Origin of the sequence: Marinobacter sp. (genome assembly GCF_041984545.1) — a bacterium.
Lineage (GTDB): Bacteria > Pseudomonadota > Gammaproteobacteria > Pseudomonadales > Oleiphilaceae > Marinobacter.
The window spans coordinates 73,709-97,048 of the sequence record NZ_JBHIXV010000012.1; the positions used below are offsets into that span (position 1 = coordinate 73,709).

Annotated in this window: 22 protein-coding genes and 1 pseudogene; 14 read left to right on the forward strand and 9 right to left on the reverse strand. The window is 55.5% G+C overall.

Features of this window, described 5'->3' with window-relative positions:
• Nucleotides 1–7: 7 nt before the first annotated feature.
• Nucleotides 8–1,129 carry a PilT/PilU family type 4a pilus ATPase gene (locus tag ACFC20_RS07880; RefSeq protein WP_375192522.1) on the reverse strand — a complete coding sequence of 374 codons (1,122 nt, stop codon included), beginning with the start codon at nt 1,127–1,129 and terminating at the stop codon, nt 8–10.
• Nucleotides 1,130–1,344: 215 nt separating this feature from the next.
• The gene (locus tag ACFC20_RS07885) at nt 1,345–2,379 is read right to left on the reverse strand and encodes a type IV pilus twitching motility protein PilT (RefSeq protein ID WP_058091364.1); all 1,035 of its coding nucleotides are present in this window, start codon (nt 2,377–2,379) and stop codon (nt 1,345–1,347) included.
• 142 nt (nt 2,380–2,521) lie between these two features.
• On the opposite strand from ACFC20_RS07885, the gene ACFC20_RS07890 reads away from it, so the two are divergent.
• From ACFC20_RS07890 to ACFC20_RS07935, 10 genes are all read left to right on the forward strand, one after another.
• Nucleotides 2,522–3,226 (forward strand): YggS family pyridoxal phosphate-dependent enzyme, encoded by a 705-nt coding sequence (locus tag ACFC20_RS07890; protein WP_375192523.1) that lies wholly within the window; start codon nt 2,522–2,524, stop codon nt 3,224–3,226.
• Between the two features lie 61 nt (nt 3,227–3,287).
• Nucleotides 3,288–4,121, forward strand: a complete 834-nt coding sequence (gene proC, locus ACFC20_RS07895; RefSeq protein ID WP_375192524.1) for a pyrroline-5-carboxylate reductase — start codon at nt 3,288–3,290, stop codon at nt 4,119–4,121.
• 22 nt (nt 4,122–4,143) lie between these two features.
• Nucleotides 4,144–4,728: a YggT family protein gene (locus ACFC20_RS07900; protein WP_375192525.1), complete on the forward strand. Its 585-nt coding sequence runs from the start codon at nt 4,144–4,146 to the stop codon at nt 4,726–4,728.
• Nucleotides 4,729–4,973: 245 nt separating this feature from the next.
• Nucleotides 4,974–6,938, forward strand: a complete 1,965-nt coding sequence (locus ACFC20_RS07905; protein ID WP_375192526.1) for a dynamin family protein — start codon at nt 4,974–4,976, stop codon at nt 6,936–6,938.
• A gap of 127 nt (nt 6,939–7,065) precedes the next feature.
• A complete protein-coding gene (locus ACFC20_RS07910) occupies nt 7,066–8,214 on the forward strand; it encodes a homoserine O-acetyltransferase (protein WP_375192527.1) in 1,149 nt (382 codons plus the stop codon).
• Complete coding sequence (metW, locus tag ACFC20_RS07915; RefSeq protein WP_375192528.1) at nt 8,211–8,816, forward strand: methionine biosynthesis protein MetW; 606 nt, start codon at nt 8,211–8,213, stop codon at nt 8,814–8,816. Before ACFC20_RS07910 ends, metW begins: the two co-directional genes overlap by 4 nt.
• The gene (locus tag ACFC20_RS07920) at nt 8,813–9,268 is read left to right on the forward strand and encodes a DUF4426 domain-containing protein (protein WP_375192529.1); all 456 of its coding nucleotides are present in this window, start codon (nt 8,813–8,815) and stop codon (nt 9,266–9,268) included. The genes metW and ACFC20_RS07920 overlap by 4 nt, the downstream gene beginning before the upstream one ends.
• Nucleotides 9,269–9,274: 6 nt before the next feature.
• Nucleotides 9,275–9,886 carry an RdgB/HAM1 family non-canonical purine NTP pyrophosphatase gene (gene rdgB, locus ACFC20_RS07925; RefSeq protein WP_375192530.1) on the forward strand — a complete coding sequence of 204 codons (612 nt, stop codon included), beginning with the start codon at nt 9,275–9,277 and terminating at the stop codon, nt 9,884–9,886.
• A 1-nt stretch (nt 9,887) separates the two neighbouring features.
• Nucleotides 9,888–11,027, forward strand: coding sequence for a radical SAM family heme chaperone HemW (gene hemW, locus ACFC20_RS07930; RefSeq protein ID WP_375192543.1), 1,140 nt, complete (start codon nt 9,888–9,890; stop codon nt 11,025–11,027).
• Nucleotides 11,027–11,560, forward strand: coding sequence for a hypothetical protein (locus ACFC20_RS07935; protein ID WP_375192531.1), 534 nt, complete (start codon nt 11,027–11,029; stop codon nt 11,558–11,560). Before hemW ends, ACFC20_RS07935 begins: the two co-directional genes overlap by 1 nt.
• 52 nt (nt 11,561–11,612) lie before the next feature.
• On the opposite strand, the gene trmB is transcribed toward ACFC20_RS07935, so the two are convergent.
• Together trmB and ACFC20_RS07945 are read right to left on the reverse strand one after the other, a co-directional pair.
• On the reverse strand, nt 11,613–12,347 hold the full coding sequence (gene trmB / locus ACFC20_RS07940; protein WP_091990413.1) for a tRNA (guanosine(46)-N7)-methyltransferase TrmB: 735 nt from the start codon (nt 12,345–12,347) through the stop codon (nt 11,613–11,615).
• Nucleotides 12,348–12,419: 72 nt separating this feature from the next.
• Nucleotides 12,420–12,926: an ATP-binding protein gene (locus ACFC20_RS07945; protein ID WP_375192532.1), complete on the reverse strand. Its 507-nt coding sequence runs from the start codon at nt 12,924–12,926 to the stop codon at nt 12,420–12,422.
• 40 nt (nt 12,927–12,966) lie between these two features.
• On the opposite strand from ACFC20_RS07945, the gene ACFC20_RS07950 reads away from it, so the two are divergent.
• Nucleotides 12,967–14,634: a recombinase family protein gene (locus tag ACFC20_RS07950; RefSeq protein ID WP_375192533.1), complete on the forward strand. Its 1,668-nt coding sequence runs from the start codon at nt 12,967–12,969 to the stop codon at nt 14,632–14,634.
• 724 nt (nt 14,635–15,358) lie between these two features.
• Here ACFC20_RS07950 and ACFC20_RS07955 read toward each other — a convergent pair.
• The gene (locus ACFC20_RS07955; RefSeq protein WP_375192534.1) at nt 15,359–15,973 is read right to left on the reverse strand and encodes a recombinase family protein; all 615 of its coding nucleotides are present in this window, start codon (nt 15,971–15,973) and stop codon (nt 15,359–15,361) included.
• Between the two features lie 145 nt (nt 15,974–16,118).
• Here ACFC20_RS07955 and ACFC20_RS07960 point away from each other — a divergent pair, with 145 nt between their 5' ends.
• Nucleotides 16,119–16,607: a hypothetical protein gene (locus tag ACFC20_RS07960; protein ID WP_375192535.1), complete on the forward strand. Its 489-nt coding sequence runs from the start codon at nt 16,119–16,121 to the stop codon at nt 16,605–16,607.
• Nucleotides 16,608–16,649: 42 nt separating this feature from the next.
• On the opposite strand, the gene ACFC20_RS07965 is transcribed toward ACFC20_RS07960, so the two are convergent.
• The 4 genes and pseudogenes from ACFC20_RS07965 to ACFC20_RS07980 all read right to left on the reverse strand — a co-directional run bounded on the left by ACFC20_RS07965 (nt 16,650) and on the right by ACFC20_RS07980 (nt 21,175).
• The gene (locus tag ACFC20_RS07965) at nt 16,650–17,387 is read right to left on the reverse strand and encodes a hypothetical protein (RefSeq protein WP_375192536.1); all 738 of its coding nucleotides are present in this window, start codon (nt 17,385–17,387) and stop codon (nt 16,650–16,652) included.
• A gap of 16 nt (nt 17,388–17,403) precedes the next feature.
• Entirely contained in the window at nt 17,404–19,521 is a 2,118-nt protein-coding gene (locus tag ACFC20_RS07970) for a DNA methyltransferase (RefSeq protein WP_375192537.1), read from the reverse strand.
• A 320-nt stretch (nt 19,522–19,841) separates the two neighbouring features.
• Nucleotides 19,842–20,861: pseudogene (locus tag ACFC20_RS07975) on the reverse strand (YifB family Mg chelatase-like AAA ATPase); the annotation flags it as partial.
• Between the two features lie 59 nt (nt 20,862–20,920).
• The gene (locus tag ACFC20_RS07980) at nt 20,921–21,175 is read right to left on the reverse strand and encodes an accessory factor UbiK family protein (protein WP_375192538.1); all 255 of its coding nucleotides are present in this window, start codon (nt 21,173–21,175) and stop codon (nt 20,921–20,923) included.
• Between the two features lie 395 nt (nt 21,176–21,570).
• Between ACFC20_RS07980 and glnK the strand changes: the two genes are divergently transcribed.
• Together glnK and ACFC20_RS07990 are read left to right on the forward strand one after the other, a co-directional pair.
• Nucleotides 21,571–21,909, forward strand: coding sequence for a P-II family nitrogen regulator (gene glnK / locus ACFC20_RS07985; protein ID WP_004578958.1), 339 nt, complete (start codon nt 21,571–21,573; stop codon nt 21,907–21,909).
• A 70-nt stretch (nt 21,910–21,979) separates the two neighbouring features.
• Nucleotides 21,980–23,251 (forward strand): ammonium transporter, encoded by a 1,272-nt coding sequence (locus ACFC20_RS07990; protein ID WP_375192539.1) that lies wholly within the window; start codon nt 21,980–21,982, stop codon nt 23,249–23,251.
• Nucleotides 23,252–23,340: the final 89 nt, after the last annotated feature.

Below are 23,340 nucleotides of genomic sequence, written 5' to 3' on the forward strand. Positions count from 1 at the left end.
ACAACCCTCAATCATCCTGAATCGACAGCTTGTCCACCGTGGACGACAGTTTGTCAGCCCCCTGGGCGTCGGCACCCAGCTTGATCATCAGGCGCAGATCGTTGGCGGAATCCGCGTGAGCCAGTGCATCTTCGTAGGTGATCGAGCCCTCAGCGTAGAGCTGGTAAAGCGCCTGGTCAAAGGTCTGCATGCCGGATTCGTTGGATTTGGACATCAGTTCCTTGAGCCGGTGCACTTCGCCTTTACGGATCAGGTCCGCCACCAGCGGGGTGTTGATCAGCACCTCGATAACCGCCTTGCGGCCCTTGCCATCCGGCGTAGGCACCAGCTGCTGGGCCACGATGGCCCTGAGGTTCAGGGACAGGTCCATCCAGATCTGGTTATGCTGTTCCGGCGGGAAGAACTGGATAATCCGGTCCAGCGCCTGGTTTGCGTTGTTGGCGTGCAGGGTGGCCAGACACAGGTGGCCGGTCTCGGCAAACTGTACCGAGTATTCCATGGTCTGGCGCGTACGCACCTCACCAATCAGGATAACGTCAGGAGCCTGGCGCAGGGTGTTTTTCAGGGCCACCTCGAAGCTCTCGGTATCGATCCCCACCTCGCGCTGGGTGACAATACAACCCTGGTGCTGGTGCACAAATTCGATCGGATCCTCGATGGAGATGATGTGACCGCGACTATTGCGGTTGCGGTGCCCCAGCATGGCGGCCAGCGAGGTAGACTTACCGGTACCGGTAGCGCCCACGAACATGATCAGACCACGCTTGGTCATGGCCAGGTCCTTGATAACCTCTGGCAGTGCCAGGTCATCAATCTGAGGAATCTTGACCTCGATCCGGCGCAGCACCATGCCGCACAGATTACGCTGGAAAAACGCGGATACCCGGAATCGGCCAATGCCGCGAGCGCTGATGGCAAAGTTGCACTCGTGGGTTTCCTCGAACTCGGCGCGCTGCTTGTCGTTCATGGCGCCGTAGACAAACTCCCTCGTCTGCTCCGGCGTCAGCGCGTTCTTGGTGACCGGCAGAACCTTCCCGTTCACCTTCATGCTGGGTGGAACACCTGCGGTAATAAACAGGTCTGAACCGCCCTTTTCCACCATCAGCCGTAACAGTTTTTCGAATTCCATTTTGGTACCCAATCTTCATCGTTTGGTGCTTGGGTGGGGCGGGTTCCGCTTCCCGGGACACGCTGTGAATACATCCCTGTACGCTTGACTGCAGCATCCATGCTGCAGACAGTCCCGGGAAGCGGAACCCGCCCCACCCGTCAAACTATATTCGGGGAGTCTAATGAATTCCCCGTCTGCTCCTGGCACCAACGACACGGTCCGGAGCAATTCAATTAAAAGTTATCCGGCATCTTTGCCTTGGCCCGCGCCGCTTCACGGGAAATCAGCCCCTTCTGCAGCAGCCGCTCCAGGCACTGGTCCAGGGTCTGCATGCCCAGGGAACCACCGGTCTGGATCGACGAGTACATCTGGGCGATCTTGTCTTCCCGGATCAGGTTCCGGATCGCCGAGGTGCCGATCATGATCTCGTGGGCGGCAATCCGCCCGCCGCCCATTTTCTTCATCAGGGTCTGGGAAATAACCGCCTGAAGAGATTCAGACAGCATCGAACGCACCATGGACTTTTCCTCCGCCGGGAACACATCCACCACCCGGTCGATGGTCTTGGCCGCAGAGGTGGTGTGCAGGGTGCCGAACACCAGGTGGCCGGTTTCCGCGGCGGTGAGTGCCAGACGGATGGTCTCCAGGTCCCGGAGCTCGCCCACCAGGATGATGTCCGGGTCTTCCCGCAGGGCCGAACGCAGGGCTTCGTTGAAGCCCAGGGTATCCCGGTGCACTTCCCGCTGGTTGACCAGACACTTCTTGGAGTCGTGCACGAATTCGATCGGGTCCTCGATGGTGAGGATGTGCTCATACCGGGTGTCGTTGATGTAGTCCATCATCGCCGCCAGGGTGGTGGACTTACCGGAACCGGTAGGCCCGGTTACCAGCACCAGGCCCCGGGGCACCGAGGAGATGTCCTTGAACACCTGTCCCATACCGAGGTCTTCCATGGTAAGAACCTTGGAGGGGATGGTCCGGAACACGGCGCCAGCGCCCCGGTTCTGGTTAAAGGCGTTCACACGGAAACGGGCAACGCCGGGCACTTCGAACGAGAAGTCGGTCTCCAGGAACTCCTCGTAATCCTTCCGCTGCTTGTCGTTCATGATGTCGTAGATGAGCCCGTGGACTTCTTTATGCTCCATGGGCGGCAGGTTGATGCGGCGCACATCACCATCCACACGAATCATCGGGGGCAGACCGGCGGACAGGTGCAAGTCAGACGCGCCCTGTTTCGCCGAGAAGGCAAGCAGTTCAGTAATATCCATAGGAGTCCTCGGAAGGCGTTTTTTCTTTTATCCCGGTTGCTTCCGCCCGGCGGGGACCCGGCGCGGTTCACTTGGCATTTCAGTGACCTGCGGGTAACGTGTCACCGTACAAGTGACAGACCGGGCGTGGCGATTTCACACTATGAGCAGCATAGCAGACAACATCGGGAGCGTAACCCGACGCATACAAAAAGCAACATTGCAGGCAGGCCGCTCGCCAGGCTCGGTGCGGCTGCTCGCGGTCAGCAAGACCCGGCCCGCCGAAGACCTGCGCGAGGCCTTTGCCGCCGGGCAGGTAGCGTTCGGGGAGAACTACCTCCAGGAGGCCCTCGACAAACAGGAGGTCCTCGCCGACCTCCCGGACATGGAATGGCACTTCATCGGCCCGATCCAGTCCAACAAGACCCGCCAGATTGCGTCATCGTTCGATTGGGTCCACAGCGTCGACCGTCTGAAAATCGCCCGACGGCTGAGCGAGCAGCGGGATGCCACCCTGCCCCCATTGAATATCTGCCTGCAGGTCAATATTAATGAGGAAGAGAGCAAGTCCGGATGCCAGCTGGACCAACTGCCCGAACTGGTCGAAGCCGTGGGCGAGCTGCCCAACCTCAGGCTGCGGGGCCTGATGGCCATTCCGGACCCGTCGCAACCAGAGGCCGAACTCAGGGCGAGCTTCCGCAAGCTGGCCAACACCCTGAAGGCATTGAAAGGCGACCACCCCGATGCCGGCCCCCTGGACACACTGTCCATGGGCATGTCGGGCGATCTGGAACTGGCGATCGCTGAGGGAGCCACCTGGGTGCGCGTGGGCACCGCACTGTTCGGCGAACGCCCGGCGAAGAGCTGAACCGGCCGGTTCCTGCTATCATCAGGGCCGGACGTTTAACCGATCAACCCGGGAGTGAATCTTGAGCACATCACCAACCATTTCGTTCATTGGTGCCGGCAACATGGCCAGCGCCATCATTGGCGGTATGCTGGATAACGGCTACAAGGCCGGCAACATCTGGGTCAGCGCACCGGACGACGCGCACCTGCAGACTATTCGCAAGCGCTTCGGGGTAAGCGTCACCACCGACAACCGCTACTGCGCCCAACAGGCCGACATGGTGGTGCTCGCGGTAAAACCGCAGGTAATGGCGGATGTCTGTCGCGACATCGCACCGGTGGTGCAGAACACGCGTCCGCTGATGGTGTCCATTGCTGCCGGCCTGACCGCTGATACGCTCGACGGCTGGCTCGGTGGCGGATTGCCGTTGGTGCGGGTCATGCCGAACACCCCATCGCTGGTGGGCAAAGGCGCAGCAGGGCTCTACGCCAACAAGGACGTAAAGGACAAACAGAAGAAGATGGTGGAGTCGGTCTTCGAAAGCATTGGCTCTGCCCTGTGGGTTGACGACGAGAACCTGCTGCATGGCGTGACCGCTCTGTCCGGCAGTGGGCCGGCCTATTTCTTCCTGATGCTCGAAGCGCTTGAAGAGGCCGCCACCGAGGCCGGCATCGCCGCCGATACCGCCCGGGAACTGGCCATCCAGACCATGGCCGGCGCCGCCGAAATGGCGGCCCGCAGCGAACACGACCCGGGACAACTCAAGCGCAACGTGATGTCTCCAGGCGGCACCACCGAACAGGCCATCAACACGTTTGAAGACGGCGGCATGCGCGACCTGGTACGAAAGGCCTACAAGGCCGCCTTCAAGCGCTCCGAAGAAATGGCCAAAGAACTGGCTGGCAAACAGTAACCGATAACGGAGACACGGCTTCATGCTGGCAGACATTCTGATTACAATCCTGCTGATCGCATCCACCTTTTACATGACCATTGTGCTGTTGCGATTCCTGCTGCAGTTGGCCAGGGCGGACTTCTACAATCCGATCTCCCAGTTCGTGGTGAAGGCCACCAACCCGCCGCTGCGGCCACTGCGCCGCTTCATTCCCGGCTGGGGCGGCATCGACGGCGCCTCGCTGGTGCTGGCAGTGATCATCCAGGCCATCACCTTCTTCCTGATCCTGGTGGCGCTAAACGGCGGCATCCCCTCCGTCAATCCCGTCACACTGCTGGTGTGGGCCGTGCTCAATGTGCTGGATCTGATCGTGAAGATCTATTTCTGGTCGGTGATCGCCATTGTTGTGGTGAGCTGGATTGCACCGCAGAGCGGGCATCCGGCGATTCAACTGGTGGCCCAGATAACCGAGCCGGTGATGCGTCCGGTCCGCAATATCATGCCCTCGATGGGCGGCCTGGACCTGTCACCGATCATCGTTTTCCTGATCCTGAACGTGATTTCCGTGGTTATTGAGCACATGAAGCTGGCGGCGGGTCTCGGGTCCATCGGCCTGGGACTGTAAACGGCGTCTCAAATATACACTCTGTAACACTTGTCCACGAAATACTGCAATCCAGGGCTTTGACTTCATCTTCATGATTTCAAAGCCCTTTTCTTTCATACCCCACCTCAGAACCGGATCTGTCGTTGCCGCCCTCGCCGCAAACATTGAAAGAACAGGATAGTATTACCGGTAATTAATCCGTCACCCGGGCGCAGCCCCTCCTGCCCCCGGAATACCCGGAAGTCGCGCAGAAGGAAAATCCGATGAATCAACAGGGAACTCTGTCGCAGCAGGTAGAGGCTTATCACAACTGGAAGAAAGAGCTGATCCGGCAGATCGGCCGGTACCGGTTGTGGCTGCAGGACAACGACCTTTTCTCCGACGATGTCAGCACCCGCATCCGCCATGGGCTGGAATTGCTGATTGAGGACGAGTTGACCATCGCCTTTGTGGGCGAATACTCCCGCGGCAAGACCGAACTGATCAACGCCCTGTTTTTCTCGGAATACGGCCAGCGAATGCTGCCCTCCCAGGCGGGGCGCACCACCATGTGCCCCACCGAGCTCTTCTTCGATCGCAGCGCCAACGAAAACTACCTGCTGCTGCTGCCCATCGAAACCCGCAATGGCGAGCTGTCGCTGCAGCAACTGCGCAAGCAGCCGGAACGCTGGGTCAAGCATGAACTGGACGAGCGCGATCCGGAAATCATGCGAGAAGTGTTGGCGGAAGTGGCGCGGGTAAAGAGCGTGTCGCCGGAAGAAGCCCGTGGCCTGGGCTTCGACGAAGGCATGCTGGAGCACGACCGCAACAATCCGGGCAATGTCCTGGTACCGGCCTGGCGCAACGCCCAGATCAGCATCCGCCACCCGCTGTTCGAGCGCGGACTGCGCATTCTCGACACGCCGGGCCTGAACGCCCTGGGCTCTGAGCCGGAACTGACCATCAGCATGCTGCCCCGGGCGCACGCCGTGATCTTCGTGCTCAGCGCCGACACCGGCGTGACTGCCAGCGACATGACCATCTGGAAAGAGCACATCGACACCCAGCACGCCGACCACCGGGCCGGCCGCTTTGCCGTGCTCAACAAGATCGACGTGCTCTGGGACGATCTTCAGGGCGAGCGCCACACCCAGGAAGCCATAGACCGCGTTCGCAGCTACACCGCCGATCACCTGGGCATGCGCCAGCACGACGTCATCCCGGTCTCTGCCAAGCAGGGCTTGCTCGCCCGGGTTCGTAAGGACGAGCCTCTGTTCGAAAAATCCAACGTCGGCCAGCTCGAACAGCTGATCATCCAGCGCATCCTGATGCACAAGGAACAACTGATCACCCAGAGCCTGATCAACGATCTGCTGGGCATGCTGCAGAACAGCCAGGCGGCCATGCAGTATCGACTGGAATCCCTGGAGGAGGAACTTGAGGCCTGCTCCGGCGTGACCATGGACAAAGCCGCGCTGAGCCGCCTTGCGGAGCGTGCGCAGAAGGATTACGACTTTTATTACAAGAAGCTGATTACCCTGCGCTCCAGCCGCCGCCTGATGGACTCCCAGGGCGACATGCTGAAGAAGCTGGTCAGTGAGGATCGCTTCGAAAGCCACGCCGAGCGGGTGCGGGCCAGCATGTCCAAGAGCTGGACCACCGCCGGCATGAACCGCGCGATGGATCAGTTCTTCGAGCTGTTGGAAAGCGATCTGACCAACCTGCTGAGCGAAGGTCACCTGGCGGAAAAGATGGTGGGCGCCATCTACCGACGCTACAACGAGGACAGCCGGGCCCGCCACCTGGAGCCGATTCCCCTGCGCGCTGGCCGACATGTGATTGCCATCCGGGAACTGCGCAAGAAGGCCCGTCGCTTCCGGATCAGCCCGAAAAGCCTGCTCACCGAGCAGTCGGTACTGGTGCGCCGCTTCTTCAACGTGATGGTAAGCGAGGCCCGCACCCTGCACGCCCGGGTACGCCAGGACGTGGAACGCTGGCCCTCCGAGGCGCTGCTCCCGATCATGCAGTATTCCATGGAACAGAAGCAGTTGCTCGAGCACCAGATCCGCCGTTTGCGGGACATGGTCCGTAACGACCGGGACAGCCGCGCCGAGCGGCAGCGACTGAACAACACCATCGCCGATCTGCGCCGGCAGCTGGAACTGGCCGATGCCATGCAGCGGCAGATCCGCAAGCCGGCCCCCACCCTGATCCAGCAGAAAGTGGTGAACATCTCCGGGGCGGTCTGAGCCCCGTCAGAGCAACCTTGCAGGCGGTTGCAGCCATCCCGCCCCGGCTTTAAACTGCTGGGCTGGCGATGGCTTTGTCATTGCTTTTCCAGACACTTACGGATCGAACCAGGAACCACGCGCGCCGATGCCCGATTCCCTGCCTGCGGACTCTGTTGGGATTGTCACCCCTCAGACTCATCATTTCGACGCTCCCATCGATCTGGCTTGCGGCCAGACCCTGGAAAACTATGACCTTGTGGTGGAAACCTACGGCACACTGAACGCCGACGCCAGCAACGCCGTGCTCATTTGCCATGCCCTGAGCGGGCACCACCACGCCGCCGGCTACCACACCACCGACGACCGCAAACCCGGGTGGTGGGACAGCTGCATCGGCCCTGGCAAGCCCATCGACACCAACCGTTTTTTTGTGGTCAGCCTGAACAACCTGGGCGGCTGCCACGGCAGCACGGGCCCCAACAGCACCAATCCCGCCACGGGTAAACCCTACGGCCCGGAGTTCCCGGTTATCACCGTGGGCGACTGGGTGAAGAGCCAGGCTCTGCTGGCCGACCGGTTGGGCATTGAGTGCTGGGCCGCCATTGTCGGCGGATCCCTCGGCGGCATGCAGGCGCTGCAATGGAGCCTCGATTACCCCGACCGGCTCCGGCACGCCGTGGTCATTGCCTCCACCCCCAGGCTGACCGCCCAGAACATTGCCTTCAACGAAGTGGCCCGCCAGGCCATCACCACCGATCGGGAATTCCACGACGGGCGCTACTACGACCATGACACTGTCCCCCGCCGCGGCCTGATGCTGGCACGGATGGTGGGGCACATCACGTATCTGTCCGACGCTTCAATGGGCGAAAAATTCGGCCGCGAGCTGCGAGACCAGGCCTACAAGTTCGGCTACGACGCAGAGTTCCAGGTTGAGAGCTATCTGAGGTACCAGGGCGAGCGTTTCTCCGAGTCCTTCGACGCCAACACTTACCTGTTGATGACCCGGGCACTGGACTATTTCGACCCCGCCTACGATTTTGGCGGCGACCTCTCGAAGGCGCTGGCCTCAGCCCGGTGCGAATACCTGGTGCTGTCCTTCAGCACCGACTGGCGCTTCACTCCCGCCCGCTCGGAGGAAATGGTCAACGCCATGATTGCAGCCCGTCGAAAAGTCAGCTACGCCGAAGTCGATGCCCCCTGGGGCCACGACGCCTTCCTGATTCCAACCCCGCGGTACACCGATATTTTCACCGCCTACATGGATCGGGTGGCCAGGGAGGTGGGCGCATGAGACCGGACCTTCAGATCATCCAGCAGTGGGTTCAGCCCGGACAGCACGTGCTCGATCTCGGATGCGGCGATGGCACCCTGCTCGACTTTCTGCAGCGGGAAAGGGGCGCCAGTGGCTTTGGCCTGGAAATCAACCCGGACCACATCACCACCTGCATGGGCCGGGGCGTTGCTGTGATTGAGCAGAACCTGGACACCCAGGGGCTCGGCAACTTTGACGATGGCAGCTTCGATATTGTTCTGATGACCCAGGCCCTTCAGGCCGTACGGCGGCCAGACAAGGTCTTGGACGAAATGCTGCGGGTAGGCCGCGAAGGCATTGTCACTTTCCCCAACTTTGCCCACTGGCGTCTACGCTGGGGGTTGACCCTGAGCGGTCGCATGCCCGAATCCGAGGCACTGCCGTATAAATGGTACAACACCCCCAACATCCGGCTGTGTACCTTCAAGGACTTCGAGGCGCTGTGCCGACAGAAAGGCATCCGGATCAAGAGCCGTCGGGTGGTGGACGGCCAGCACCAGAACAGCTGGCTGGCGCGGCTCTGGCCGAACCTGCTCGGAGAGATTGCCATTTACCGCATAACACGGGAGAGCAAGCAATGACTGCAAAACGCTTTACAACCGTATGCACGCTTCTGGCGACCCTGATTCTGGCGTCGCTGAGCCTTCACGCACGGGCAGGCTCCAAGGATTTCGGCGACTACACCGTGCTCTGGAGCGTGCTACCAAGCACGTTTCTGGCTCCCGAAGTGGCCAGGGCCAACAATCTGCAGCGCAGTAAGGGCATCGGCATCGTCAATATCTCTATCATGAAGGAGAACGGCAACGGCGGCATGACACCGGTGACCGGCCAGGTTGAAGGCCGGGTTTCCAACGATGTCCAGCAGGTAAATTTCCTGGCATTCCGCCGCATCCAGGAGGGTGAATCTGTTTACTTCATTGCCGAGTACCAGTACAGCTCGGGTGAACTGATGACGTTCAACATCACCGCGCGCCCGACCGGCTATCAGGAAGACCTGGCCGTGCGTTTTGCTCACACACTGTTCAGCGACTGAGACGATATGACGGAAAAACTGGTCATTGCCAGCAACAACAAGGGCAAGATTGCGGAGCTTACGGAGCTACTGGCGCCCCTGGGCATGACCCCGGTGGCCCAGGGCGAACTGGGCGTCGGCGAAGCCGATGAGCCTGCGGTTACCTTCGTCGAGAACGCCATCCTGAAAGCGCGGCATGCGGCACGCGCTACCGGTCTGCCGGCCCTGGCCGACGATAGCGGCCTGGCGGTGGATGCCCTCGGCGGGCGGCCGGGCGTCCGCTCGGCCCGTTTCGCCGGAGATGAGGCCTCCGACGAGGACAACGTGCAGGCCCTGCTGGAGGCCCTGGCCGAGGTGGAGGACGAACGCCGGGGCGCGCAGTTCCACTGTGTCCTGGTGTACCTGCGGCACGCCGACGACCCGACCCCAATCATTTGCCACGGCCGCTGGCCCGGGACCATTTTACGGGCGCCCCGGGGCGACGGCGGGTTTGGCTACGATCCGGTGTTCCTGGCCCCGGAACATAATTGCAGCGCCGCCGAACTGTCCCGTGCAGAAAAAGGGCGCATCAGCCATCGTGGTCGTGCCCTGAGGTTGCTGCTGGAGCAGCTACGTGCGGGCTCTCCTGCCGGTGGCTGACATGCCGGTGCAGGCCGTGCGGCCACCTTTGAGTCTGTACATCCACGTCCCCTGGTGTATTCGCAAGTGCCCCTACTGCGACTTCAATTCCCACGCCCTGCAGGGTGACCTCCCGGAATCGGCCTATCTTGATGCGCTGCTGGAAGATCTGGACCAGGACCTGCCACTGGTTTCGGAGCGGGAGATCTCGACCGTATTTATCGGCGGCGGCACGCCATCACTGATGAGTGGCGCCTTTTACCAGGCGCTGTTTGGCCGCCTGAGCGAAAAACTGGCACTGGCCCGGGACGCCGAGATCACGCTCGAGGCCAACCCCGGCACCCTGGAGGCCGGGCGCTTCGAGGCCTTTCGCAAGGCCGGCATCAACCGGCTCTCGATTGGTGTGCAGAGCTTCGACCCGGACCACCTGACAGTGCTGGGGCGAATCCATGACAGCGACTCCGCCCATCGGGCGATCGAGACCGCCCGGCAGGCCGGATTCGATAACTTCAACATTGATCTTATGCACGGTCTGCCCGGCCAGACGCCGGAGCAGGCCGTCCGTGATCTTGAGGCCGCCCTGGCCTACGAGCCGCCTCATCTGTCCTGGTACCAGCTGACGCTCGAGCCGAACACCGAGTTCTACAGCCGACCGCCAACCCTGCCCGACGACGATCGCCTGTGGGATATCTACCAGCAGGGCGCCCGGTTCCTCCGGGCGCACGGCTATCGCGACTACGAAGTCTCCGCCTGGTGCCGTAACGATCGCGCTTCACGCCACAATCTTAATTACTGGACCTTCGGCGACTACCTGGCGCTCGGTGCCGGCGCCCACGGCAAGGTCAGTTTTGCTGACGGCCGTATCAAGCGCTACTGGAAAACCCGGCAACCCGAGGCTTACCTGAACCGCATAGGCAGCCGCACCGCCGGCACTGCGGAGATTGAGCCGGAGGAACGACCGCTGGAGTTTCTGATGAACGCCCTGCGGCTGAGTGAAGGTGTGGATGAGACGCTTTTTTTACAGCGCACGGGTTTACCCCTGGCAACAGTTGGGGTAAAACTTGATCAATTGAGAAAGGAAGGATTGCTGGAAAAAGGTCGGCTGCAGGCCACCGACCTTGGCCAGAGATATCTGAACAGCCTGTTGGAGCGTTTTCTGTAATGGACCCCGCACACGCAGCGCCAGCCCTGCCCACAGGCCTGAAAGCAAGCCTGTGCGTTTCCGCTGTGCTGCTGCTGGTGCTGCTGCTGATCAACCAGCCCCTGCAGACGGCCTCAGCACCGCAGGGCATCGTCAGCTTTCAGCTGGCCGGCAGTGCCGATCACGCCGAGGCCATTATCACCAGCTGGCAAACCGACGGGATCGGCTGGGCGAGGATCTCCCTGTGGGTGGATTTCCTCTTTATTCCCGCTTACATGCTGGCGCTGATCCACCTTACCCGCCACTTTACCCGGGACCGCCCAGGCGTTCGTGAGCGCATGAGTGCCCGATGGGTGCGCGCCCTGTTCACCACCGCGGGCCTGAGCGATGCGACCGAAAACATCCTGTTGCTGAACAACCTGAACCCGCCCACGGATGCCATGACCCTGTCGGCGACGCTTTGCGCGCTGATCAAGTTTACTGCCCTGACCCTGGGCATAGCCGGCCTGGTGATCATCCGGGCGTCCCGGCGCCATCCCCTCGCCCACCACTGACTGACACACCCTCGAGGTAGGCTCCCGCCTGAGCAGGCCACCGGGACAAGGATCAGTTGGTGCGATAGAACAGCAGATCCCAGACCCCGTGGCCCAGGTTTTCACCGCGCTTCTCGAACTTGGTCATCGGACGGTCGTCCGGACGAGGTGAGTAGCCGCCGGATTCCTGGGTGTTGGCGAATCCCTCCGACTCGTTCATCACCTCCATCATATGTTCGGCATAGTTTTCCCAGTCCGTTGCCAGGTGGAGTATGCCCCCGACCCGAAGCTTGTGACGGACGCGCTGGACGAACTCATGCTGGATCAGCCGGCGCTTGTGGTGACGTTTCTTGTGCCAGGGGTCCGGGAAGAACACCATCACCCTGTCCAGGCAGGCGTCGGGCAGGCACAGATCAATAACGTCGTTGGCGTCGATGCTGTAGATCCGGACGTTCTCCAGGCCCCGGTCCTCGATCTCCTTGAGCAGTGCGCCGACGCCGGGCTGGTGTACTTCAACGCCGATAAAGTCCTGCTCCGGGGAGGCCTCGGCCATGTCCGCCAGTGATTTCCCCATGCCAAACCCGATTTCGAGGTTCAGCATGTTATCGCGGCCGAATACCTCGCGAGGGTCGATCATGCCGTGCTCACGGGTCAGGCCGTATTTGGGCCAGCTACGCTCAAAGGCTTTTTTCTGACCTTCAGTCATCCGGCCCTGGCGCAGCACAAAGCTTCGCACACCGCGACGCGTGGTAACCGGCGATTCCGCGGCCGTGTCTTTCGGATCTTGCGGGTTGTTCTGGTCAGTCATCTGCAATCCTTAACCGCAGGCAGCGGGAGTTGTTCATCGAGAGTTACTACCAGTTTACCAGAGTGGCGCGCATCAGGCGGAGACCACGGACTGCCCGCCCTGTTGCCGGTCCAGATTACGATAGCCAAGGGCCTCGACCAGATGGCTGTGCGCCAGCTCCTCACAGCCCTCCAGGTCGGCAAGCGTTCTGGCAACCCTGAGTATTCTGTGCAGGGCCCTGGCCGAGAGACCCAAGCGCTCCATGGCCGCGGACAACAGCTGCTCCCCTCTGGTATCAAGCCGACAGGCTGCCTGGAGATCACGGCCCGCCAGATTTGCGTTCAGACAGCCCCGCTGCGTCTGACGCTGCCGGGCCGCCGAAACGCGCTCGCGCACAGAGGCACTGCTCTCCCCGTCGCGCCCCTGGGACATCAGCACACTGCCACCCTGCACTGGCACCTCAACATGGAGGTCGAAGCGATCCAGCAGTGGGCCGGAAATTTTCGAGCGATAGCGAATGACCTGCTGAGGGCTACACTGGCACTCGATGCTGGGATGACCGCTGTAGCCACAGGGACAGGGATTCATGGCGCCCACCACCTGATATAATGCTCAATATTGATGAACCATAGGAGCTCCCATGCCACAGGCTATTTCTTACACACGATTTTCCGCAATTCACCAGAAAAAAGGGTCCTCTTTAGAACGTCAGCAAGAAAACATTGACAAGTGGCTGGCACAACATCCGGACGTAAAGCTATCAAGGTTCTCAAGGAACGATACTGGCAAGAGTGGCTACACAGGGGCGCACCTCAATCACGGCCTAGGACAAATACTAGAAGCGATCAGCGGCAACCACATCCGTGCAGGGGATTACATTTTGGTTGAAGCGATTGATCGAATAGGCCGTTTGCAAATGTGGGATATGTTCGACATCTTGAAACAGATAATATCCGCAGGCGTAATTATTGTTACTCTCGAAGATAATAGAGAGTATTCAATCGAGGACTTCAATCAGAATCCAAGTTCGATATATTTTCTGATTGGGAAAATTCAGCAAGCTCACGAATATTCCAAAATACTATCTTCCCGTGTACTCACCGGATATGAAAAGAAAAGAATCAAAGCAAGATCTGGCGGAAAGATTAGCAAACACACACCATTCTGGCTAACCAAAGAGGGAACTTTAATACCTGAAAATGCTGAAATCGTAAAAGCGTGTGTGGATCTATATTTGTCAGGACGAGGGCCAAGAAAGGTAATTCAAGAATTAATGAACGAATACCCAATACTAAAAGAAAAACATCCGTCAACATTGAAGCGTTGGTTTAAGAATCGAGCGCTCATAGGAGAATGGCAAACCAAGGGTGAAATAATTCCTAACGTCTTCGAACCTCTTATTGATTCTTCAACTTTTTACCAATTGCAAATCCGACTAAAAGAACGATCTAAAAAGATGTCTCCGGAGCAAACTTACCATCTTTCCGGACTTGTAGTTTGCGATAAATGCAACTCTCGATTTTACTTTCGAAGAAAAAAACATAACGGAAATACAATAATATATTCTAACTGCTCAACTTATCTAAAGCGTGGAATAGAGTTTTGCGACAACAACACAACTTGGCCTTATGAAGTTTTTAAATATGTACTTCACTGGGGAATTCCTATCGCCTTATCAGCAAACGTTTACAACCAAAATATTAACAATCTCTCTCAGAAAATAGATGAACTAAAAATACAAAAACAAGAAAAAGAAGATCAAATAAGAAAGCTTACAAACGCACTTATGGAATTGGAAGGCGAAAGAATTATTATTGACAAACTAAAATTAATAAAAAAAGAGAAAGATGATATTGAATCTCAGATCAGTCAAATCGAAGAAACTTTAATCGGCGAGGCTCCAAGTCACCCAGCAATCAGTGACCAAATTATGGAATCAACAAATAGTCAGATTGACGATATTATCAAAGACCCAATTCTATATAGAGAGCGCTTAAAAAAGACTAGCTTCCGATTAAACGTTTACAAGAAAAAACTCAAAGTGAACTCTCTGCCACCAGACAACCCCACTATAGAGCTGTTGAGGAGATCAACGAGGCATAATTGTTACATCCTCAAAATAACCACACCTGCTTACGAAATCTTTGATGAAGATAGCGATCAACTTGAATGGGTCAAGCCTGAGTCAATGTATGCTGCTGTTGACAGAAAAGGAGAAAGGGCGACAGGTTATACCGAAGAACATCTTATACATAAATTAATAAATAACGATGATCACGAGTCTTATTTCAAACATCCAAACGAATAGACTTGACAAAAAAAGAAAACATGAGAACATAAAATAACAGTTTTAAATGATTTATTAAAAAACTTAGATCAATATTCATTTTTAGAAAATTAAGCCTTAACGATTTAGTCGACTGCTTAAAGAAATGAATCGAAAAAAAACGCATTCAAAGCGTGGTTTTACTGTGCACAAAACATTAATTAAAATAAGATAAAACAAAATAAAAACAATAATATAATAAAATGAACAAACAAAAATTATTTAAAGAAACATCACAATTTATTTCGAAAAACAATTTCGACTTTTTTATTACTTTACATTTCAAAAACAAAGTAAGCAAAGAACATGCGAGGAAATCGCTGGATAAATTCATCAAAAAACTAAACAACGAATTATTTGGCTCAAGATCATCAAAATCTATTAGTCAAATATCAGCGATAGAAAAGAACACTGATTGTGAAAATTACCACATACATATAGCTTTAAAATGCCCTTTAAGCCGAATAAAAAATAGAGAACATGCAAACGTTAATTACCTTAAAAGGTGCATTAAAAATGCGTGGAGGTCCGCCGATAAATCTGCCGCCACCGATGAACTTAATTTGTTTGACAAGAACCCGAAGTGGATCAGATTAATTTATGACAACGTTGGCATATCGGAGTATATTTCCAAACAGATTTTAAATGATCACTTTGATGTTATTGAGTGGGACAAAACAAATCTTTCTACCACTCGGACAAAGAGCTAGCTAACTGAATACGTCTTTTTAATTCGACTCAGTGTGGAGCGAGAAGCGCCTGTCAGCTCACAAATCTCGGACCAAGACAGGCCCTTTAACAAAAGATCATAAATCTTCCGATTACGCTCTTTATTTTCCCTCCTACCTCGATATTTCCCTGCTTTCTTTGCCTTTTCAATTCCCTGCACCTGACGCCGCCGTCTATCCTCATAATCCTTACGGGCCACAGCAGCCAAGACGTCAAGCATCATAGAATTAAATGCATCTTTAATTCTCGAATTTAAGTCTTCAGAGACCTCCAACAGCTCCCATGATGTTGGTAAGTCTAAGGCCACTACACGAACTCCTCTGCTTTTAATCTCATCTTTTAACTTATCCCAATCTTCGAAACTGAGCCTTGAGAGACGGTCAACCTGCTCAACCAAAAGCACATCACCTTTTTGGCATTCCCTCAACAACCGGAAAAGCTCTGGGCGTTGCAGACTTGCCCCTGACTCATTTTCAATATAGTAGGATGCGATCCGAAAATTGTTTGCAATTGCAAAATTATCTAATTGGTGGAGTGCTCGTTCAGCGTTTTGTTCTTCTGTTGAAGCCCTTAGATATGCTCTAACAAACATTGATATACCCCGGTTCTTTTTAAGTCGTTTTTATTTGGCAGTTCGTTTTAAATTAAAATAAATAAAATCGAACCATGAATTCATTAATCAAAAAATGGTTCGGTTTGAGTATACCCTTTTAATACAAAATAATGGAAACTTTTAAATGACAATAACACAACTTATTAACGAGAAAAATGGATTCCACTGGATAGAACTAGATCACCAAATTAGCTTCCTAGCACATACAATCAATAACGGTAAATATTTTTCTGTTTTGGAAAGAATTAAAGATCTAAAAATTGCTTTTTCATCGAAACATGTTTTTTGGTTCGACGAAGGCAACTACGAGAGTCACAAAAACTATTTTATTACGTCGATTGGCGAGTTAGACGAAGCTGTTCAAATAGAAATTGAATCAGAAATAATTGCAGAAAAGGTGCTACGAGATTGGACTGGCATAAATAACGAGAAAGGTCTTCCCGTTTTGTTTAACAAGGAGATTGCGAAAACTATAATCACGGAAAATAGGAGGATACGCAATTTCTTTGTTTTTTCTGCATATCACTCAGTTCTTGAAGCAGAAATAGAAGCTCAAACAGCTAATGAAATTCTGAGTATTTCTCAGAAATATATTTGTCTCACGATTGATTAAAGGGCTGTATGAGTCAGCCCTTTAATTGTGTCGCTTATACTTTTATTTCATCCGTACTGAAGGGCCTCTGTCACCCTGTATTCGATACGCCACGAACCGATGCTCCCTCCCGGCATTAGGATTAGGAACCGTATCTGCTTGAATTTGATTGGTTTGTAAGTCGAACTTGTAACCCACCACTAGATTCTGAGCCTCTGTCCGAATGAGCTCACCTGCAACTTGAAGCCGGTCATCTACCTCCTCTGACTCTGGCAGTATTAGGGTTACCTGTCTTTCAAGATTTTCTACCAATCCGAAAGGAGTAGGGGCCACATACATCTTCCGGTCCCTAATCATAATATCGCCATAGGTCCCGAAACCTTTCACATGCTTGTTTTTGTGGACATAATCATGGTCCGCATTCAGAAAGTCTCCGTCGCAGATTACAAGATCATGTACTGCGTACTCGTTTTCGTCGGTTACGGGGTATCTGCCAAAAACGTAGAAGATCCTTCTTCCATTGTGAAGTCCGGTCGGCATCTGGCTGTTTGCATCATAGCTGGCCTCGCGCCCCGGGTAAGCCAGCCCCTTGATCTCGTACCCCTCTGGTCTCATTACTAAGGGGTAATCTGGATAGGTATTTCGCCCGGCAACATCGTAGTGCGCGTTCAGCTCATCTAAGCGCTTTCCGAACCAATCTTGAAAATGAAATTCCTTATCTCTTTTCGACTCGCGGGAAATCAACTCTCCACGTACTACAGCATCCGCACAGGCGTAAAATACATCTATCACTGAGGACACGGTTCGCTCCTTGTCATTATTTGAATGAAAACTCAATTTGAGGTTCTTCAGAGGATCTGAAGCCTTGGGTCAGAATTTGAGACGGGCAAGAAGAGAAGATCTCGGTAAGAAACTCCTCAACTTTGGCTCGTGACAAGCCTTTTCTCGCCGCGAAAACTAAGAGCTGAGATGCGAGAATGACTTTGACATCGCCGGATGACAGATTTCTCTCGACTTTTGCCATTCTTGAAATTAATTGAGCGGTCTTGTTTAGAACGTCACCAATGGAAATTTTTTGAGGTTTCTCATTAATAACCTTTTTGCAAACAAGCAGGGCATCAAGGTTTATTGGCTCCTTTGTACCGCTTTTCGGTGAGCTGACAGCCATCTCGGCTTTCACTGGGTGGCTTGCTACTAAGGTGAAATTACCGAGACGTATGGCGTCAAATATGGCGAGCCACCCCTCTGCACGCGAATGGTGAAAGCTGAACACCAAGACGCCATCAGGGATCAATACACGATGCGATTCCTGAAAGACGCTTCCAAGATTTCTAGCGAAATCGAACGGGTCTTTTTGTTGGACCTCACCGTCAGCACCGGAAGTCGCGGGCGAAAAATACTGATACCAGTCCGTCAAGGCTGGTTTTAACCATGCATAAAAAAAGTCACTGAGCTCGCTGTAGTGGATGAAGTCGAAATAGGGCGGGTCTGTGATAACGGCGTCAACGGATTCATTGGGGATAGGTAGCCTTGCTGAATCACCGTTAAGGATCAACGCTGACTGCGCTTCCGAGCCAGCAAACTCCTCAAAGCTGTCCACGATATTGAGGTCTAAGGGATCGCCCGTGAAAACTTTGCCTGTAGTTGTCTCGCCCTTTGGTGCAATTTCAAATGGTGAATCGAGGTATTCCTTAGCCTTGATTAGCCGGCTTCGAAAAAGCGACGTGAAAGAGCCACTGCTCTTTGATGTACCCCATACGTTATTCTCCAGCGGGATTCTTTCAGGCTTGAGAATGTGATGTGAAAAAAGATGCCTTACGGCGCCGGTGCCCTCTCCTTTAAAGCTACAGAACATATTGTTGAACTCAAGGGTCCCTGAGAACAAACAAAGGAAAGCTTCTCTGATATCTTTTTTTTCAATCCGGAGAATCCGCCTTAAAAGCAACCCAAGACAGAGCAACTGCCTTTCATTAAAAAAATCTTTCCAATTCAAATAATTATAGGACTTAGCTTGCTTCGTGTTGTGGCCGTCCCGGATACCCATATCAGGCAAAGGCAGGTCTAGTTCATTCAGCTTCTCCTTAGTTTCTCGGAAAAGCTCTTTGTCGAACTCGGTGGGCGCTATGTAGACCTTTTGTCCGTCCGGCCTCAGCGCAAGGATCGCATACATTCGATGAGCGGGAGGCTTGCCAGAGTTTTTAACCAATTCTTTGATCTTATGCCGATTACCCTTTGAGTCGGTTACATATTGCCCCGTGACCGATCCTCGCTGCGGATTGAACTCGTGTTCGCAACTGGGACATTCCTCACAAGTAGAGTCATATCTCGCCTCCAAAATGGACCAACAAGATGGACACACTATTTTGGCTTGTGGCTTCCGACTAGCGTATGCGTTCTTACTGAAAACATAGTTTGAAAACAGCGGAATTGTTTCACTATCTGGGGTCTCAACAAGCTTCACCCAAAAATAGTACAGCACCTCACACTCAGTACCGTCTGTATCGAGCGTCCTGTAAAAATGTTTGATCTCGGGAGCTACGTCCCGCTCAATCGCCTCAAGGGCTGCTTTAAGCTCATTCTGGCAAACCCTAGTGAGGGCCTGTCGAACGATGAAAGTGCTCACAGGGTTAATGTCACAGCCTATAGGCTTCATCCCTAATTTGGCTGCCTCGCCTAGAGAGGTACCGCTACCCATGAACGGATCCAAGACCACTTTCCCTTTGAAGCATGCCGGGTCGTAGAAGTGGTCCCAAATCTCCTCTTCTCGGTCAAGAACAGAGCCCAATACAATTGCCCGAAACACACTACCAAGCCTTTTTGCCCACCACTTGTGGATCGAGTAGATAGGCCGATAAATCTCTTTCCGCCAGCTTTCTTTTTCAGCGATGTAGTCCACCTGCTCGAAAGGAAAGTCTTTTTCTATAGCTTTAGTCATTCACTGGTTCTCTAGCCGATCTTTCATACGGAGAAGATCACCGCGAAACCCCTTCTAACAGGAATAAGCGGAGTACTGTTTTTTCACGGACAGGTTCTAAAAATCGTTGCTGGCGGACATTTAGCACCACCCTCACTCAGGTGCCCGATTCTATCAGATCAACCTGAAAATTTGGCTGTGCGGAATCACTCTGGTCCTGAATGACGGAAGGATACTCTGTAGATCGGAGGCAATTCGCTGGAGCAAATCAATGGCCGATTCGGGCTTCAGCCACCACAAAAGAAAGGAGATCCTATTATTCATCATACTTGAGCGTTTTCCTGGAATCGGGCGGGGAACCGGACCTGCCGCGCCGCGCGACTGATGGCAATCTCTCCGGTCTCCATCGGCTCCCGGAGCACCTCCAGCACCCGACGCTCGAACTCCGGCAGCTCGTCAAGAAACAATACGCCACGATGGGCCAGCGAGATTTCCCCCGGTCGAGGGCTGCTACCACCACCCACCAGGGCAACGGCAGAGGCGGTGTGATGGGGCGACCGGAATGGCGGCTCACGCCAACGACCCTCACGCACCGGCAACCCTGCGACAGAATGCACGCTGGCCACTTCCATGGCGGCCGCGTCTTCCAGCGCGGGCAGGATGCCGGGCAGTCGACTGGCAAGCATGCTTTTGCCGGTCCCTGGTGGCCCGAAAAACAGCAGATTGTGGCCCCCGGCTGCCGCCACTTCCAGTGCCCGGCGGGGCACACGCTGCCCCCGGACCTCTGACAGGTCCGGGCCGTCCGACGGCGCTTCCCGGGCCAACGAACAACTCGCCACCGGCACCAGTCGGGCCCGATCACTGAGGTGTTCACACACCGCCAGCAGATGACCGGCGGCCAGTACATCATCCCGGCTGGCGAGGGACGCCTCACCGGCGTTGGCTTTCGGCACCAGCAGCGCCCGCTCATCGTCCCGTGCCGCCAACACCGCAGGCAGCACGCCCTTGACCGCTCGCAGGGCACCGTCCAGGGACAGTTCACCGATAAACTCACAGCCGGTCAGACTCTCGGCCGGTATCTGGCCGGAGGCCGCCAGAATGCCGAGGGCAATGGGCAGGTCGAAACGGCCGCCCTCCTTGGGCAGATCAGCGGGGGCCAGGTTGATGGTGATGCGTCGGGCCGGGAACTCGAAGCCGGCGTTGAGCAGGGCGCTTCGCACTCGCTCCTTGCTTTCCCGGACGCCGGTTTCCGGAAGCCCGACGATAGACAGTGCGGGCAGGCCTCCGGAGAGGTGGACTTCTACGGTAACCGCAGGCGCGGACACGCCGATGATGGCGCGCGAATGGACAATCGCTAGCATGACAACCTTCCCTGGTCGGTAATTCAATAACTGGCCCGGCATCCTGCCGGGCCCCTAACTCAGTTTGCGGCCCGGGCCTTCTCCAGTTCCGCCACCCGCTTTTCGAGGGCTTCGACCTTTTCGCGGGTTTTCATCAGTACCGCCTGCTGGGCGTCGAATTCTTCGCGGGTTACCAGCTCCAGGCGGGAGAGCACGGCCATGACAGCGGCACGGGCCTGGGTTTCAAAATCTTCCCGGGCGGCGCGGGCCATGTCGGGAACAAACTGGCCGAACTGGCCCTGCAGCTGGGCAAAAATATCTTGTGGACCTTTCACTTGTAACCTCGCTTAATTCCCCTGTGAGCCGTTCCACGCTGTCCCGGATCTCACCGGATGGGACGACGATTGACCTAACGCTGGGAGTGTATCACACCGCAGCTACTGCCATACTGTAGCCGGTCGGCGGTATACTGCGCACCGACCGGGCAAAGCCTGCTCTAATTTGGCTCACGCCCGGGAGTCGCGCTTCATTTTGGTGCACAACTTTGCGCCATTCTGGGACAGCCGCGAACCATATTGTTGTTTTTAATGAATTTTTTTGCGTTGGCATACCCGATGCTAAAGCTCTCGTACGCAATCCGCACAATTGGTGTGCGAGGTGGCAGCATCCCGAACTCAACAAACGGCCGACGGGCCCTCAATGTTGGGACGGCTTTACCAAGGAGAAAGCAATGAAACTTGTGACAGCGATCATCAAGCCTTTCAAATTGGATGATGTCCGTGAGGCACTATCCGAGATTGGCGTGCAAGGCGTAACCGTCACTGAAGTCAAAGGCTTCGGTCGGCAGAAAGGCCACACAGAACTCTATCGTGGCGCGGAATACGTGGTGGACTTCCTGCCCAAGGTCAAGGTGGAGGTTGCCATCGGCGACAACCTGCTCGACCAGGTCATCGAATCCATTACCAAGGCGGCCAACACCGGCAAGATCGGTGACGGCAAGATCTTTGTAACCGAACTGGAACAGGCCATCCGGATCCGGACGGGCGAAACCGGCGAAGAAGCGGTGTGAACCAGTTCTGACGCAGAACAGCCAACGCAAAAAATTCTAAACCTGAAAAGCCTCGTGCGGAGGGCTTCAAATGGAAAGCAATATCTTTCACCTGCAGTACGCTATAGACACCTTTTATTTTCTGGTGTGCGGCGCATTAGTCATGTGGATGGCAGCTGGCTTCGCCATGCTCGAATCCGGCTTGGTGCGAGCCAAGAACACCACAGAAATCCTGACCAAGAACGTGGCACTGTTTGCCATTTCCTGCATCATGTACCTGGTGTGCGGCTACGCCATCATGTACGGCGGCAACATCTTCCTGTCCGGCATTGCCGACGTAGATACCGCTGCGGTGCTGGGCGACTTCGCCGGCCGTGAAGACGGCTTTGAGGGTGGTTCCATCTACTCCGGCGCTTCTGACTTCTTCTTCCAGGTCGTGTTCGTTGCCACCGCCATGTCCATCGTGTCTGGTGCCGTGGCCGAGCGTATGAAACTGTGGGCCTTCCTGGTGTTCGCTGTCTTCATGACCGGCTTCATCTACCCGATGGAAGGTGCCTGGACCTGGGGCGGTGCCTCTGTGTTTGGCATGTACACCCTGGGCGACCTTGGCTTCAGTGACTTTGCCGGCTCCGGTATCGTGCACATGGCCGGTGCTGCGGCTGCTCTTGCCGGTGTACTCCTGCTCGGCGCCCGTAAGGGCAAGTATGGCCCCAACGGCGAAATCCGTGCCTTCCCGGGCGCCAACCTGCCGCTGGCTACCCTGGGCACGTTCATCCTGTGGATGGGCTGGTTCGGCTTCAACGGCGGTTCCGTCCTGAAACTGGGCGACATCGCCAGCGCCAACTCCGTAGCCATGGTGTTCCTGAACACCAACACGGCGGCTGCCGGTGGCGCCGTTGCGGCCCTGATCACCGCTCGCCTGATGTTTGGCAAGGCCGACCTGACCATGCTGCTCAACGGCGCCCTGGCCGGTCTGGTGACCATCACCGCCGAGCCCTCCACCCCGAGCGCCCTGACCGCCACTCTGTTCGGTGCCATCGGCGGCGTACTCGTGGTCCTGAGCATCGTGACCATGGACAAGCTGCGGATCGACGACCCGGTCGGTGCCATCTCGGTACACGGTGTCTGTGGTCTGCTGGGCCTGCTGCTGGTGCCGCTCACCAACGGCGACGTCACCTTCACCGGCCAGATTGTTGGCGCCATCACCATCTTCGTCTGGGTATTCGTTGCCAGCCTCGTGGTCTGGGGCATCCTGAAGGCCGTCATGGGCCTGCGGGTGAGCGAAGAGGACGAGTACGAAGGCGTGGATCTGTCCGAGTGTGGTATGGAAGCCTATCCGGAGTTCGTCAGCGGCAAGCAGTAAGCGCTGACTCCACAATGAAAAAGGGGCGCCATCCGGAGGCTGTGTGAAAACAGCCTCCGAAGTTGGCAAAATAACCGCGACATGGCTCG